The following is a 12,006-nucleotide window of genomic DNA, read 5'->3' as shown; positions in this document are numbered from 1 at the left end:
CCGATGTCGGTTATTCGCGACTACGGACGTTAATGCAGAGCGTCGATTCACCGCAATATCCCGCGCTGCGGCCGTGAACTCCCAATGCAATTAACATATTCTGCCACCGACACGGCGAAAAATATTGTCGCCGTGGGATAAAAGGCCATGTACATCGCTCTGAGCTGGGGTTTCAGCGGGGGAATGGGACATGTGCAGGTTGCTCGGCCGATGTGGGCCGCATTACAGTCCCTACCCGCTGGTAACTCGTAATCGGCTAATGCGTCCGAACTCTGAAAAACATTGACGTTTCGGATGACTCGAATGAATGTGGAGCGATATGAAATCGAGGGTGGGGGCAAGATTGTTCGCTCGAAAAGCGAGCGTGGCGGTCATCGGCATCGCCGCGGTGACCCTGTTCGTCCAGCCGATCTCGGCCGCCGATCCCGAATTCACCGGGATCGACGGCGGGCAGTACGCCGCCGCGTGGACCGCCGCGGTCGACGGCCCGCAACCGTACGCGCAGATCTACCCGGACCTGGCCGAGCCGGTCACCCTGAGCGACGGAACGGTGATCAAACTCGATGTCACCCGGCCCGGGAACACCGGGCAGCCGGTGGACGCCAAACTGCCGACGATCGTGGAATTCGAGACCTACAGCAAGATCGCGATCAACCTGGCCTCGGTGCTGTTGCAGGTGCCCGGGGTGGAGAATGTGCTGCTGCCGTGGATCGGATCGATCGGCGCGCCCGCCGGATCCGGGCTCGAGGGACTCACCGATCTCAGCCAGCAGCTGCGGTCGGGGGCGCTGCAGACCTTCCTGCACAACTATGACCTGGTCAAAGCCGGATACAACATGGTGCACGTGGACATTCGCGGCACCGGGACGTCCCAGGGCAAGTGGCAGATGTTCGGGGACAAGGAGCGGCAGGACGCCGCCGAGGTGATCGACTGGATCACCAAGCAGCCGTGGAGCGACGGCAGTGTCGGGGTCAAGGGCACGTCGGCGACCGGTATCGCGGCACTGCGCTCGGCCGATCGCGGCAATCCGGCGATCAAGGCGGTCTTCACCTATATCGGCAGCGGGGACCTCGTCGATGACATCGTGGCACCGGGCGGCGCGGTCGGATTCGGGTTCGCCGCGTTCTGGCCGATGGTGGTGAACCTGGCAAAATTCGCCCCCGATGTGGAGTCGGTCATCGCGGGCAAGTTCGATCCGGAACAGCAGCTGAAGTGGTTGCAGGACAGGCTCGCCGACCCGTTGACGATGGTGGATGTGGTCGCCAACGCGTTCACCGCGATGAATACCGGCCAGCTCATGCCCAAGACCCGCGATCTGTTCGACCCGGAGTCCGACGTGCGCCGGGGGCTCAAGGCGGACAGTCGGAATGTCACCGCACCGAGCTTCATGGTCAGCGGTTGGTGGGATCTGTTCGGCAGCACACCGACCGACACCTATCGGGCCATACCGCAGGCCGCGGACCGCAAGAAGCTTGTCGTCGGTGAGGGCTTTCACGCGGGCGCGGGTATCAAGGGATTCGGCGATCCGGGGATGCCGCCGCGCCTGGATGTGCTCCAGCGTGCGTGGTTCGACAAGTGGCTCAAGGGAATCGACAACGGGATCGACCGATACAGTCCGCTCACGCTGATGCAGCAGGGTGGGGGATGGATCTCCTCGGACACCTATCCGCAGGCCGGAAATGGTTACCGCCGTATGTATCTCGACGATCAGCGCTCCGGCACCGCGAATTCGCTGTATGACGGCGGACTTTCGGGCACTCCGCGACAGGGCGCGGTCAATGATTTGACCGTCGCGCCCGGAATTCTCGGCGTGTGCTCCCGCGATACCGCGCGCATTCTGGCGGGCGTCCCGTCCATCGTCATGGCCTGCGGTGAGGACTCGCGGATCTGGGAGAACAACGGCTTGAGCTTCACCAGCGGCCCGGTCGCCGAACCGACGGTCATCTCCGGGGCCATCAGCGCGCATCTGAACACGGTGCTCGATCAACCCGACGGCTACTGGGTCGTCACCGTGAATGACGTGTCCCCGGACGGTCGTTCGCGCGAGATCAGCTCGGGTCAGCTGGTCGCCTCGCTGCGTCAGATCGACGAATCCCGCAGCATCAGAACGGACAACGGCGACTTCACTCGGCCCGTCTACTTCCTCGACGTCGACAAGCGCCAAACCGTGACCCCGGGCGAGCCGCTGGTCCTCGATATCGCGATCGACCCCACCGACGCGGTCCTGCAACCCGGGCATCGCCTGCGCGTGGACGTCTACGCCAGCAATTTCCCGAAGGGCTTGCCGCCCATGCCGATTCTGGTCGACAGCAAGCTCGCACCGCAGCATCTGCGACTGGATCCGGCCGAGCCCAGCTGGGTGAATATCCCGCTCAGCGCCGATATCCCGTAGCGGCCCCCACCACCTCCTCGGCACCGCGCATCGCATGGGGTATGCGCGGCGTCGAGGGCTTTCGTCCGTGCTCGAATCACCCGGAAGAATGATGACCACTCACCACATCACCGATGCGCGCCCACGGCACCATGTTTCATCCCTGCTGCGGTTGTCCGCGCTCACCGGCGCTCTGGCGTTGACCGGAACCTGCGTGCTGGCCGGGCTTCCGGCCGCCTCGGCCGACGACGCACCCGATCCCGTTGCGGCACAGTCCGCTCCGGCCGACACCTTCTACGATCCGCCCGCGGGTTATGAATCCACCACGCCCGGAACCATTCTCGCCAGCCGCCCGGTCCGCGCCGCCCTCCCGTCGCTGCCGCTGGCGGTGAACGCCTGGCAGCTGCTGTACCGCACCACCGACGCCGACGGCAACCCGTACGCCGCGGTCACCACGGTGCTGAGTCCCGAAACCCGTTCCGGCCCTGCCCGATTGCTCTCGGTGCAGGCGGCCTACGACTCCATCCAGCGCAACTGCATGCCCTCCTACGCCATGACCGCCGGGGATCTTGCCTCCCCGCCACCGAGCGAAGCGCTCGAAGCCGCGATCGCGCTGGATCGCGGCTGGACGGTATCGATTCCCGACCCGGGCGGCATCGACAACCGCTTCCTCACACCCCGCGTCATGGGATACACCGTGCTGGACGGGATTCGAGCCGCCGAGAACTTCAGCCCGCTCGGCCTCGACGGTGCCGCCACCCGCACCGCGCTGACCGGATACTCCGGCGGCGGTATCGGAACCAGTTGGGCCGCAGAACTACACCCGTCCTACGCGCCGGAACTCAACATCGTGGGTGCCGTACTCGGCGCGCCGATCCCGGACCTCGCCGCGGCAATGCGATCGGTCAGCGGCCGCATCTCGGGCGGCCTCATCGCCGTCGGCGTCGCCGCAGTCATGTACGACTCCCCGGAATTCTCCGCCGCCCTCGACCGCTACCTGAAGCCGGGAGCCCGCGCGATCCTCGCCGCCGCCGGCCGCGAATGCGTCTCCGCCACAGTCTCGAAAAACCTCTTCATCAACGCCTCGGACCTGCTGACCGTGCCACTGGACCAAGTGCTCTCGGACCCGGTAATCCACGCGACCATCGCCGACCGAGCCCGCGGCACCGCCGCCCCCACCACACCGATGTACATCGTGAACGCCGTAAACGACGAGGTAAGCCCGATAGCGAAGGTCGATGCCCTGGTCGCCCGCTACTGCGCGGCCGATGCGTCAGTGAGTTATGTCCGCGACGACCTCCCCGACCTCATCAGCGACCACAGCATCGAAGCCCTCACCAGCGTCGGCGGCTCCTTCACCTGGCTGGACCGCGCCATGAACTCCGACAACCCGAACCCACCCACCTGCCAAACCACCACCGTCCCCTCCACCTTCACCGACGGCTCCTGGTCCACCCAACTCCCCGCATTCACCCAGAGTCTGGCACGCGTACTACTGAGTCAGTCTCTCGGCCAATAGCTTTCGGCAACGTTCGCCTCCGACGAGCGCGGCCCCCGGCAGCAGATGCCGGGGGCCGCGTGAACGTTGTCGGGCTAGGCTCCGACGGCCGACCAACCCCAGTAGGTGCCCGAGGTGCCTCCGGGGACGGTGGCGATGGGGTCGCCGGTGCAGTCCTTGGTGCCGAAGACCAGCAGGTTGCGGGAGCTGCGGTTGTCGAAGCGGATGTCGCGGGGGAATCCGCTGGCCCAGCAGGAGTTGAGATCGCTCAGCTCCAGGGTGTTGTCGACGATCACGACCTGGCGGCCGTCGCCCGCTCCGAATGAGCCGGTGGGCAGGGCCGATGCCATTGGAGCAGCGAAGGATACCGCAGTGAGCGCGAGAGCGCTTGCGGCAGAACGCAATACGAATGTCATGGGATGACCCTATCGAAGTCGGGTCCGGGGCTCGGGGGCAGGGGCTCCCAATGGTGAATCCTTTCTGCGGTTGAGCGCTCTTATGGGTGTGCGTCCACCCGGGCGCGCATCGAGGAAGGGAACTCATGACCATAGGGATCGTCGCCGTGGTGATCGCGGCCGTATCGGTGTGTAGTTGCGTGGTGTTGGTGCGAAGGAGGCGGGCGCGTGGCTAGGTACGGCGCATGGCCGGGGGAGCAGGTGGTCGCGGCCGCCCGGGAAGGGGATGAGGCGTCGATCGCGGCACTGGTGTCGGGGGCGCATCCCCATGTGCGGCGGTTCGCGTTCTCGCTGTGCGCGAGTAGTCAGGATGCCGAGGACGCGGCGCAGGAAGCGTTGATCGTGCTGTACCGCAAGATCGGAACTCTGCGGGCGACGGGAGCGCTGGCCTCGTGGATGTTCCGGATCGTGCGCAATGAATGTCTGCGGCGGGTGGCGGATTTGGCGCGGCGCGGTGAACCCGAGGTCGAGTTGTGCGTCTCCTCGGCCGAGGACGATGTGCTGGCTCGGCTCGAGGTGGAGCGGGTGGCAGCCGCCATCGCGGCGTTGCCGCCCGATCAACGCCGGGTGCTGATCATGCGTGATGTGCAGGGATTGCCGGGCGGGACGGTGGCCGATGCGGTCGGATTGAGTACGGCGGCAATGAAATCCCGGTTGCATCGGGCGCGCGCGGCGGTGCGTTCCGCACTCGATTTCCCGAGTGCGGAGGCACCGCGATGAGCGCTCCGGTCCGGTCGGGCGAGCCGTCCTTCGCCAGCCGATCCCTCTCGGCACACCTGGTGCGTGGCCTCATCGGATTCGGCTCGCTCCTCGGATCACTCGCGCTGACACCGCTTCTCGGTCTCGGCGCGCTCCTGCTGCTGCCGGTCGGGCTGGTGGCCCTGCGCGGCTGCCCGATGTGCTGGCTGATCGGCTTGGCGCAGACGATCTCCGGCGGTCGCCTGCGTCGAGACTGCACCGGCGACTCATGCAGTCTGGTCATCCGGTGAGCGTCGGCGTGTAGGGAGCCGGCGGTGAAAGGCGTTCGGCGTCGGTTCAGGCCGGGATCTGTGCCCCGAGGGCCGCGCCGGCGCTCGCGCCGACGGTGGCTCCGATGGCTCCGCCCACCACGCCGCCGATCCCGACCCCGACGATCGTGCCGACCGGGCAGACGGGCGCGGTGACCGCACAGGCGAACGCGCCGCCCAGCACCGCGCCCACGCCCACCCCGACCACGGTCCCCACCACGGTGCCGACCTGCTCGCCGACCAGCGCCTGCGTCTGGCCCGCGGCAACCGGTTCGGGCGTGGGGGTTTCGGCCTGCGCGAGTCCGGCTCCGGTTCCGATGAGCGCGGCGCTGATGGCCGCCGCGGCCGCGATCCTGCGAATCATGGTGCACTCCTGAGTTTTCCGGCAGTGCACCGATCGTGAGCCGCGGACGACCCGCAGGTGCGGCGATTACGCCGAGACCGTGCACATGCACAGTCCGGGCTGGACCTCGGCCTCGCGGTCGTTACGGGTCGAGACCGTGAATGATGAAGTCCACGTGTGGGTTTCCGTTGTAGTCACCGATGGCCGCGCGGATATCGAAGGTGGTGCCGGACTGGTCGAGGATGAAGACATAGACCTTCGGCGTGGTGGCGGTGCCGGTGTTATCGGTGGTGTAGTTCGCGTACGCCTGCTCGGAGTTGCCGTCGAAGGAGATCCGCATCGCCTGGCCCTGCGGGTTGTACGGCGAGAAATAGACTTTGACGCCCGCGAAGGGCACGCCATTTCCCTTGCCGTACTTGACCGAGAGCGGTGCGGTGGGCACCCAGTCGTGGCCGATGCCGCCACCGTGCACGGTCTGGTTGTTACCGGAAAGGATGGTCAGCACGTTGTCGGTGGGATTCGCGGTTGCGGCGTTGTTCCACAGCGCTGCCGCGGTGGTGTTCGGATCGTTGCCGGAGAAAACCGCGAGGGTTCCGTTGTCGTCGAGGTTGGCCACGTAGCTGCCCTGCGCGCGAGCCTTGCCCGAAATCGCCCAGTACAAGCCCTGATTGTGGCCCGGATCGGTGCCCTTGTAGACGCACAGATTGCCATCGGTCTGCATGATCGCGAAGCAGGGGAACGCCGGTTTGGTGATCTTGTTGCTCCAGTACTGCTGCGTCCCACCCTGGATCGGATTACCCGGCTGAGTGCCGCACACCAGCGCGAACGTGCCGGTCTCGGTCAGCGTGATCCCGTATTTCCCATTGGCGGAAGGCAATACGATGCCGCGCGAAATCCATTGCCCGGCTTGCAAACTGTGACCGCTGGTGACCCGCTGCGCCTGATAGCTCTGCGCCGACTGCCACGTGATGAACGCGGGATTGAATCCATTGTCCGGAACCACTCCTTCCGGAGCCGAACCGATCTGTAGGTTCCCATCCGGCGCGAACACCGCCCAGTATTTCGGCCCGGCGCCCTTCTGCCACGTGTTCGTGGCCCAACAGGGTCCGTGGTTGTCCGAGGGCCCGGTGCCCCGATAGATGACGAAGTTGCCATCATTTTGAATGGTGGCGAAGTACTGCCCGTTGGTCTGCGCGGGATTGAACTTCCAACTCTTGTCGATATGCGCCGCCCCGGCATCCCCGACCACCGAATAGTAGGGCTGATTCGGATCGATATCGGCATATGCGCCCCCGGTCGCCCCTGGCTTGGCGTAGTAGAACCGCAGGTCCCCGTTGGCCTGCAGCACCGCATAGAACCCGTTCAACGGGCCCTGTTTGAAGAAATAGTCTCCAACCCGTAGATATCCCCCCATATCCACCGCGGACCCCTTGTTCACCCCCGCCGCGGGCAGCAGATTCCCACTGTTCAAACTGGTTGTACTCATCGGCATCTCGCTTCATCCTCGCCGACCATGCTGGGCTTCGATCGTCCGGCGGTCCCCACGCCCAGGTCAAGCGCTCGCCCCGAAATCCGACCCCGCACAAGGCAAGTCGCTCGCGACGCGCCGATACCCGGTCATATCTCCGCGGCAAGAGCATCATGTGGGGTTATGAAACCAACGGTGACCGATGAAGAGATTCAAGCCGTGGCCGCGACGGCGAGACCGTACAGTCTGGTGCTGCTGCACTGGGGTCCGAACCGAACAATGGACGGTGCCAACGCAATAGAACTCGAACACCAGCGCCGTATGGTCTCCCTCCGCGCCGACGGCATAATCGCCGTCCTGTGCCCGGTGGCCTCCGACACCGTCGCGGGCGTCGCGATCCTGACTGTCTCGGTGGACGAAGCCACGAAGCTCATAGCCGAAGATCCCTGCGTCCAAGCCGGAATGCTGATCCCCGAGGTACACCTGTGCCACGGCTTCCCCGGCGACACCATCCCGGCGTAAGCGCCGCTGTGGCACAGTGCCACCCGTGCTGGTCGAGGTGGCACCGTGTCTCTACTTCAGGTGGGCGCTACGCAGTGCTGACGGTTGCGTAGCGTGGATGCGGCCGGACTACTTGCGCGCGGTGAGCGCGGATTCGTAACCTCGGTCGTATCCGTCCCACTGGCCCTGCCGGTAGTCGCCATTACCTGCCAATTGTGTTGCGGCAGTGAAAGCCCTGGGCAGTTCGGCGTCGCCGTCCTTGAAACCTGCCCGATAGCCCTCGCGATAGCCGCGCGTGTATGCCGGTGTCTGCATATCGGCTCTCCTGATTGCGAGAATCGATCCCGGTATCGATATGGGTCGGAAGATATGAAAGCGCATGTTGAACGGCCGCCTGTGGGTCGGCGACCCCGCGTGCATTTTCCCCGTGCACGGAATGTCACGTGCGATTCGAGTATCGCATAAATTCTGCGTGTCTGTCTTCGGAGTGGTGATGAATTGATGTAATCGTCTGTGGCCATGCCGGTTTCGCTGCGAGACCGCGTTGCGCGCGTCCCCGCACACGCCGACTGTCCTCGGGGGCTTCTCGGGGTGGCATCCCTCTGTAGAGGGATTCGAGACCGGTGGTCGTTTCGGTAGCTTCGGAACAGTGCGGTTGCCGTTGACATTTCGCCTGCGGGGCGCTGGTCTGATCGTCGGGGTGGTGGGGATATGGCTGTTGTCGGTGTTAGGGGCCGGACCGGCGCGGGCCGATGGCGCGGTGAGCGGGGGTGATGTGACGGTGGCGCAGTCGCTCGGAGACCGGGAGTTGACGGTGATCGTGCGGCGCGCCGAACCCGGGCCGCTGCGAGTGGATCTCGTGACCCATGTCGGAACACCGGCGGGCACGCTGACGCTCGGAGTCGCCGCCGCCGATCGCGTCGGTGACGCCGGATCGGCCACGGTGCAGCTCACCGATCGGGCGGGTCCGTATCCGGTGACGCTGCGGGTGGATCACGCCGGACCCTGGGAACTGACGATATTCGACGGGGAACGCACCGCGCGCATTCCGTTCCTGGTCTACGCCCGCGTGGTAACCCCGTGGGAGCGTGCGGCTTACGGAGGCTTCTGCACCGCAGGAGCCATGCTGCTGGTGGCCCTGGGCACGGCGCTGATCTCGCGGCGCGGTTGGGTGACATTGCTGCCTGCGGGTGCGTTCCTGGTCGCGCTCACGGTCGGGGTGACCGGGGCCGTGCTGTCGGGCTACGCGCCCGCGCCACGTGCGGCGGGCAGCCTGCTCGATCCCACCTCGGACAATGTGGACGATCCCTTTCCGGAGCGGGACCTGCCACGAACAGTCAATTACTCACGGCCGCCGGTGAATATGGTGGTGCAGGCGAACAGTCCCGCCGATATCCGTCTGGCGCTGACCGATTCGGCGACCGGCCGTCCCGTGGACGATCTGCTCGTCAACGATGACGCACTGCTGCATCTGATGGTGGTCGGGCCGGACGGGCGGCTGTGGCATCGCCATCCGATCCGGGTCGCGCCCGGCGACTATCGAATCTCCTTGCGCGGCGCGCAATCCGGTGAGTACGCGTTCGCGGCCGAGATCGCGCGGCGCGGCGGCGGCGTGCAATTGCTGAGGGCGGCGGCGAGGTTGGACGCTTCGGTTGCCGCACCCGCCATTCCGACTGTGTCCGGAGAACCCGGAACGGCCGCGGTCGGTGATCCCGTCACTCCCGGTGCGACGCTCACCGTGAGCGATCCGGTGGCGGGCGAACCCGCAACGCTCACCGCACAATTCGGCGGCGGGGCAGATCTCCAGCTGTGGCTCGGCATGGTCGGCCATCTCATCGCGGTCGGCCCGCTGCCCGAGCGGACGCCGACAGGCAGCGCCGCCGCGACCGCTCCGATCTGGGCGCACGCACACGCCATGGCCCCGCTGCCACCCGCGGGTGCGCAGCCCGCCGACGAGACCGTCGCGAAGTACGGGCCGACTGTCGATTTCACCTTCACATTCGCGCTACCGGGCCGATATCTGGTCTGGGCGCAGGCCGAGCGCGGCTACGGCGTGCTGACGCTGCCCGCGGTCGTCGATGTCCGGATCGGAGCTCCGCGATGACCGCGCGCCGGGGGATAGTCGCGATGGCCGCCATAGTCATTGCCGCGCTGGCGGTTTGGTGGCTGTGGCCCGATGGCGGCGGTGCGTCGGTGTCACGTATGGCGGCCGGACCGTATCAGGTGGCATTGAGTGTCGCCGGGGACGGTGCACGGACCGGAGACAATACGGTCGATCTCGAAATCCTTACGGCGCAAGGCGATCCCGCCGCACCGGAGAAGGTGATCGTGGCACCTGCCATGCCGCAGATGGGTCATGCGCTGCCGACCGCCACCGCGACCGCCACCGGCCCGGGACACTATCGCGCCGCGGTGAACCTGCCCATGCCCGGGCAGTGGGAGATCACCGTACAACTGTCCGGTCCGCAGGGATCGGGGTCGGCCACCTTCTCCGTTCGCGCGAATTGATCACTCAGCCAGTCGATCTCATAGTCAACCAATTCCACAGCCGATCGATCACCTCGAGGAGACCGCAATGGACCTCACCGCGCACGGTGGCGGGCGCACCGCCACCGCGTCCACCCCGCTCGTCGTCAAACCCTGGATACCCGCGGCGATCCTGTTCGCCGCCACGGCCACCTTCGCCATCGGATCCACCTGGGATATCCAGTGGCACGCCGATGTCGGACCCGACACCTTCTTCACCCTGCCGCACCTGTTCATCTACGCCAGCGCCGCGGTCGCCGGATTCACCGGCCTCGCGGTCATTCTGCACACCACCGCGGCCGGTCGGGCCGGGCGCGGCGTGGATCCCGCACTGGGCGGACCGGGTATCGGGGTGTTCGGCCGCACTTTCACCGCACCGCTCGGGTATCTGGTCGCCGCGTTCGGTGCGGCCTCGTTCCTGCTCTACGGACTGTGGGATCTGTGGTGGCACAGCCTCTACGGCTTCGACGCGGTCATCGACTCACCCCCGCATATCGGACTGTTCCTGTCCAGTACGGTCATTTCGGTGGGCACGGTCATCGTGTTCGCGGCCGCGCGCGGGCAGCGCTGGGGTGAGATCGGCGCGCTGGTCTCGCTCGCGCACCTGCTCACCTCGAGCACGGTCACCGCGCTGGCGGTGCAGCGACTGAGCCAGGGCACCGTGCGCTGGACCGTCGCGGTCACCGCGTTCATGGCGATTCTGCTGCTGATCGCGGGTGCGGCGTTCCGGCGCGGCGGCGCGACGGGCGTGGCGGTGTTCGCCTCCGCCATTCAGGGCGTGTTCTGGTGGTTCGCGCCGTGGGCCGCGCGCGCCTACGCCGATGTCGTGGGATTGCCACTGCGCGAACATATTCGGAGCATCCCGACCACCCCGGCGCTGATCCCGTTCTGCCTGATCCCGGTGGGCATCGTGCTCGATCTCCTGCTGCGCCGCACCACCGCCCCGGCCCGGCTGCTGCCGCTGCTGGCCGGCGCGATCGGCGGCGCGATCATCGCCGTACTGTCCTTCGAGCAGAACACGCTCATCTACGACGCGCACTGGCCGCTGTCATCCATCGTCACCGGAACCACCATCGCCGGAGCCGTTTTGGGCGCGCTCGGCGGATTCCTCGGACACCGATTCGGCGCGATGCTGCGCCTGACCGCGCCCGCACCGGAGGTGCACGCATGATCCGCCGCCTGGCTCCCTTGGCCGCCTTCCTACTCGCACTGTGCTGCGCGCTCATCGCCACCACCGGCACCGCCGCCGCCTACCAACCGGTCAATATCGTGCACACCGAGAACGTCAACGTCGGCCCGTACAACCTGACCGTCGGCTTCAGCGAATGGCCTTTGCGCGCAATGCAATCGCTGGACTTCACCTTCGTCCCCGACGGCGGCACCGAGGGCATGACCGGCAAGCTCACCACCGTGCAACCCAATGGCAAGGTGCGCCGCTCGGAACCCCTCTCGCACCATCCGCGCAAACGCGAGGACTGGGGCCTGGACGTGCGATCCCTGGACAAGGACGGCACCTGGACCTTCCGCTTCGCCCTGGACGGCCCCCGCGGCCACGGCGAAGGCGAACTCCGCGATCTCACCGTCCTACCCCAGCCCGGCCCACCCCTCAGCGTGAGCTGGGCCGTCAGCAGCCTGCCGCTACTGGGCCTGATCGCCTTCCTCGCCTATGCCTGGCGGCGTAGCGACAGGACCGCTGCTGCCCGCTGAGCCCAGGTCGAGGCGGTTGAGCAGGTTCTGGATCAGGACATAGGGATTCATCGGTTCGAGCCTTCTCTGGATCCACCCGCAGGTGGAAGGTGTTGTGCCGCAATCGGTTGTGATGGCGGTAACAATGTGC

The 12,006-nt window shown here is 66.4% G+C and carries 13 protein-coding genes; 9 read left to right on the top strand and 4 right to left on the bottom strand.

The genetic code is table 11. From position 1 onward, the window contains the following. Positions 1-343 precede the first annotated feature (343 nt). Together ACFC0O_RS17620 and ACFC0O_RS17615 are read left to right on the top strand one after the other, a co-directional pair. Positions 344-2,392, top strand: a complete 2,049-nt coding sequence (locus ACFC0O_RS17620; protein WP_375958958.1) for a CocE/NonD family hydrolase — start codon at positions 344-346, stop codon at positions 2,390-2,392. A 91-nt stretch (positions 2,393-2,483) separates the two neighbouring features. After that, positions 2,484-3,890, top strand: a complete 1,407-nt coding sequence (locus tag ACFC0O_RS17615; RefSeq protein ID WP_375958956.1) for a lipase family protein — start codon at positions 2,484-2,486, stop codon at positions 3,888-3,890. Between the two features lie 74 nt (positions 3,891-3,964). On the opposite strand, the gene ACFC0O_RS17610 is transcribed toward ACFC0O_RS17615, so the two are convergent. Next, complete coding sequence (locus ACFC0O_RS17610; RefSeq protein WP_375958954.1) at positions 3,965-4,219, bottom strand: hypothetical protein; 255 nt, start codon at positions 4,217-4,219, stop codon at positions 3,965-3,967. Positions 4,220-4,492: 273 nt separating this feature from the next. Between ACFC0O_RS17610 and ACFC0O_RS17605 the strand changes: the two genes are divergently transcribed. Next, on the top strand, positions 4,493-5,044 hold the full coding sequence (locus tag ACFC0O_RS17605) for an RNA polymerase sigma factor (RefSeq protein WP_364650707.1): 552 nt from the start codon (positions 4,493-4,495) through the stop codon (positions 5,042-5,044). Next, positions 5,041-5,313 (top strand): hypothetical protein, encoded by a 273-nt coding sequence (locus ACFC0O_RS17600; protein ID WP_375958952.1) that lies wholly within the window; start codon positions 5,041-5,043, stop codon positions 5,311-5,313. Before ACFC0O_RS17605 ends, ACFC0O_RS17600 begins: the two co-directional genes overlap by 4 nt. A 46-nt stretch (positions 5,314-5,359) precedes the next feature. Here ACFC0O_RS17600 and ACFC0O_RS17595 read toward each other — a convergent pair whose 3' ends face one another. Together ACFC0O_RS17595 and ACFC0O_RS17590 are read right to left on the bottom strand one after the other, a co-directional pair. Then, positions 5,360-5,695 (bottom strand): hypothetical protein, encoded by a 336-nt coding sequence (locus tag ACFC0O_RS17595; protein WP_364650713.1) that lies wholly within the window; start codon positions 5,693-5,695, stop codon positions 5,360-5,362. A gap of 121 nt (positions 5,696-5,816) precedes the next feature. After that, positions 5,817-7,160 carry a hypothetical protein gene (locus ACFC0O_RS17590; RefSeq protein WP_375958950.1) on the bottom strand — a complete coding sequence of 448 codons (1,344 nt, stop codon included), beginning with the start codon at positions 7,158-7,160 and terminating at the stop codon, positions 5,817-5,819. Positions 7,161-7,337: 177 nt separating this feature from the next. On the opposite strand from ACFC0O_RS17590, the gene ACFC0O_RS17585 reads away from it, so the two are divergent. Next, on the top strand, positions 7,338-7,664 hold the full coding sequence (locus ACFC0O_RS17585) for a hypothetical protein (protein ID WP_375958948.1): 327 nt from the start codon (positions 7,338-7,340) through the stop codon (positions 7,662-7,664). Between the two features lie 108 nt (positions 7,665-7,772). On the opposite strand, the gene ACFC0O_RS17580 is transcribed toward ACFC0O_RS17585, so the two are convergent. Beyond that, positions 7,773-7,958, bottom strand: coding sequence for a hypothetical protein (locus tag ACFC0O_RS17580; RefSeq protein WP_364650722.1), 186 nt, complete (start codon positions 7,956-7,958; stop codon positions 7,773-7,775). Positions 7,959-8,292: 334 nt separating this feature from the next. Between ACFC0O_RS17580 and ACFC0O_RS17575 the strand changes: the two genes are divergently transcribed. From ACFC0O_RS17575 to ACFC0O_RS17560, 4 genes are all read left to right on the top strand, one after another. After that, positions 8,293-9,747, top strand: a complete 1,455-nt coding sequence (locus tag ACFC0O_RS17575) for a hypothetical protein (protein WP_375958945.1) — start codon at positions 8,293-8,295, stop codon at positions 9,745-9,747. Continuing rightward, positions 9,744-10,151, top strand: a complete 408-nt coding sequence (locus ACFC0O_RS17570) for a FixH family protein (RefSeq protein ID WP_375958944.1) — start codon at positions 9,744-9,746, stop codon at positions 10,149-10,151. Before ACFC0O_RS17575 ends, ACFC0O_RS17570 begins: the two co-directional genes overlap by 4 nt. A gap of 67 nt (positions 10,152-10,218) precedes the next feature. Beyond that, positions 10,219-11,340, top strand: a complete 1,122-nt coding sequence (locus ACFC0O_RS17565) for a hypothetical protein (protein ID WP_375958942.1) — start codon at positions 10,219-10,221, stop codon at positions 11,338-11,340. After that, positions 11,337-11,876 carry a hypothetical protein gene (locus ACFC0O_RS17560; RefSeq protein WP_375958940.1) on the top strand — a complete coding sequence of 180 codons (540 nt, stop codon included), beginning with the start codon at positions 11,337-11,339 and terminating at the stop codon, positions 11,874-11,876. Before ACFC0O_RS17565 ends, ACFC0O_RS17560 begins: the two co-directional genes overlap by 4 nt. The last annotated feature ends 130 nt before the right edge of the window (positions 11,877-12,006 follow it).

The sequence above is a fragment of the Nocardia sp. NPDC056100 genome (genome assembly GCF_042266325.1).
Taxonomy (GTDB): Bacteria; Actinomycetota; Actinomycetes; order Mycobacteriales; family Mycobacteriaceae; genus Nocardia.
This window is presented reverse-complemented; position numbering and strand designations above follow the sequence as displayed.

What these genes read in the sequence shown, in the direction of transcription:
- ACFC0O_RS17615 (WP_375958956.1), top strand. Translation starts at nt 2,484, where the DNA reads ATGACCACTCACCACATCACCGATGCGCGCCCACGGCACCATGTTTCA.
- ACFC0O_RS17610 (WP_375958954.1), bottom strand. Translation starts at nt 4,219, where the DNA reads ATGGCATCGGCCCTGCCCACCGGCTCATTCGGAGCGGGCGACGGCCGC.
- ACFC0O_RS17600 (WP_375958952.1), top strand. Translation starts at nt 5,041, where the DNA reads ATGAGCGCTCCGGTCCGGTCGGGCGAGCCGTCCTTCGCCAGCCGATCC.
- ACFC0O_RS17595 (WP_364650713.1), bottom strand. Translation starts at nt 5,695, where the DNA reads ATGATTCGCAGGATCGCGGCCGCGGCGGCCATCAGCGCCGCGCTCATC.
- ACFC0O_RS17590 (WP_375958950.1), bottom strand. Translation starts at nt 7,160, where the DNA reads ATGAGTACAACCAGTTTGAACAGTGGGAATCTGCTGCCCGCGGCGGGG.
- ACFC0O_RS17580 (WP_364650722.1), bottom strand. Translation starts at nt 7,958, where the DNA reads ATGCAGACACCGGCATACACGCGCGGCTATCGCGAGGGCTATCGGGCA.
- ACFC0O_RS17570 (WP_375958944.1), top strand. Translation starts at nt 9,744, where the DNA reads ATGACCGCGCGCCGGGGGATAGTCGCGATGGCCGCCATAGTCATTGCC.
- ACFC0O_RS17565 (WP_375958942.1), top strand. Translation starts at nt 10,219, where the DNA reads ATGGACCTCACCGCGCACGGTGGCGGGCGCACCGCCACCGCGTCCACC.
- ACFC0O_RS17560 (WP_375958940.1), top strand. Translation starts at nt 11,337, where the DNA reads ATGATCCGCCGCCTGGCTCCCTTGGCCGCCTTCCTACTCGCACTGTGC.